Genomic DNA, 1,897 nt, shown 5'->3' with positions numbered 1-1,897 from the left:
TTTAGTTTCTCCACTGGGAATGGTGATGGTTGTGCCGCTGAGGTTGTAGTCGCCGGAGGTTATACCTGTTCCTGCTATGCCTAAGTCAACGGTTTGAGGGCTTGTAACGGCACTCTCAGCGGTGGCGGTGACGGTGATGGCGGTTGTTCCTACTTCTGTGCCAGTGTTACTGCTGACTAAGAGGTTGACGGGGGGGCTGCCTAAAATCGTACCGTAAACATCGTTATTGTCTTGGCTGCTGCCGACACCGTTGGCGGGGGTGGTGGCAGCGGGAGTGCCAGCTTGGTTGGCTGCGGTGTTGCCGGTGAAAGTTGCTCCCAATGACTTGACAGTAGGTAGCGCAGTCGGCATTCCCTGATTGTTGCCGTTGGTGTTGGTGAGAGAACGCATGGCAAAAATTGCCCCACCTTTGCCTTGACCGGGGTTGTTACCCGTGCCACCTGTAGCAGTGTTGCCGATAAATGTGGTGTTGTTAAGGATGAGAGTACCTTGACGGATGAATACTGCACCCCCCATACCCGCACCGCCGCCGCCGTCGCTGTCGCCGATGCCGGGGGCGGTGGTGACGGGGTTGCCACCGCCACCACCGCCACCACCGATGCCGCCGATGCCGCCGATGCCGTTGCTGCCGCCGACGCTGTCGCCACCGCCGCCGCCACCGCCGCCGCCGCCGTAGCCGCCGTTGCCGCCGATGCCGCCGCCGTTGCCCTGGCCGGCACCGCCGCCGCCGCCGAAGCCGCCGTTGCCACCGTAGCCGAAGCCGCCGTTGCCGCCGGCGCTGGTGCTGCCGCCGACGCCGTTGCCGTAGCCGCCGATGCCGTAGCCGCCACCGCCGCCGAAGCCGCCGTTGCCACCGATGGCGTTGCCACCGATGCCTTGGCTGCCGAAGACGCTGCCGCCGCGGGCGTTGCCGCCGAAGCCGCCGAAGCCGCCGTTGCCGCCGCGGCCGAAGCCGCCGCCCTTGCCGCCGCCGCCGATGCCGATGCCGCCAGCGCCGCCGAAGCCGCCGTTGCCGGCGATGGCGTTGCCACCGGCGGCGTAGCTGTTGTTAGCGCCACCGGCGGTGGCACCGTCATTAGCCGGATTGAAAGGCACAAAATAAGCACTGCCACCTCTGCCACCGCTACCGTCTCCACCAATGGCAGAGTTATTAGAAAAGGTGACAGAATTCAGGCTGACTGTGCCGTTATAAACAAACAAGCCACCCCCCATACCTGCACCCCCACCACTACCAGGACCGCCCAGGGCGCGACCCCCGCTAATGGTCATGTTGGTGAAACTGACGATTCCAGACTTCACAAAGAAGGGGCGAACGTCAGGCGAAGGACTAACGTTATCTCCGCTGACGGTGAAACCGCCACCAATAAAAGCAATATTGCTATCGATTAGCTGATTCGGCCTTCCTGTCGTGACACCTGTGGTGAGGGTAATGGTGTCATCCCCTGGTGCGACATTCGCATCTAAAATTGCTTTGCTTAAAGTGCCTGCTACAGTGCCAGTGCCATCATCGCTTGCCTCTGTGACATCAAAGTTAGCCAGTGTATAGTCATAATCTTCCATCGCCTGCCGATTAAACGGCACGGTGGATTCAATCTGGCCCGTTACTATTTCTAAATCCCAGTCGCCGCCTTTAACTGCATTTCCCGTCAAGTCGTTAGAGGCTGCGACATCTGCACCTGTGAGTTCACTCAATCGCTTGACAAAATTATTGCCAGTTTCTGTGGCGGCTACATCGCATCCATAAAGTAGGATATCTCCGTTCTCTGTCAGAGCATTTCCCCACTGTTTTAGCTGAGTGTTGAAATTTTCGAGGTCATTCCCATTGGGAGCGTGTCACTTTTGCGCTAAGTATAAATACTTAATAAGAGGAAAATAGTGGCTTTGAGCCATTGTTGAG

1 protein-coding gene is annotated in these 1,897 nt (G+C 58.9%); it reads right to left on the bottom strand.

From position 1 onward, the window contains the following. Positions 1-1,770 (bottom strand): DUF4347 domain-containing protein (locus QT994_RS21245; RefSeq protein ID WP_445243932.1); only part of this gene is annotated, 1,770 nt, incomplete at its 3' end. Between the last annotated feature and the right edge of the window lie 127 nt (positions 1,771-1,897).

The sequence above is a fragment of the Microcoleus sp. S13_B4 genome, from assembly GCF_036700885.1.
Taxonomy (GTDB): Bacteria; Cyanobacteriota; Cyanobacteriia; order Cyanobacteriales; family Microcoleaceae; genus Microcoleus.
This window is presented reverse-complemented; position numbering and strand designations above follow the sequence as displayed.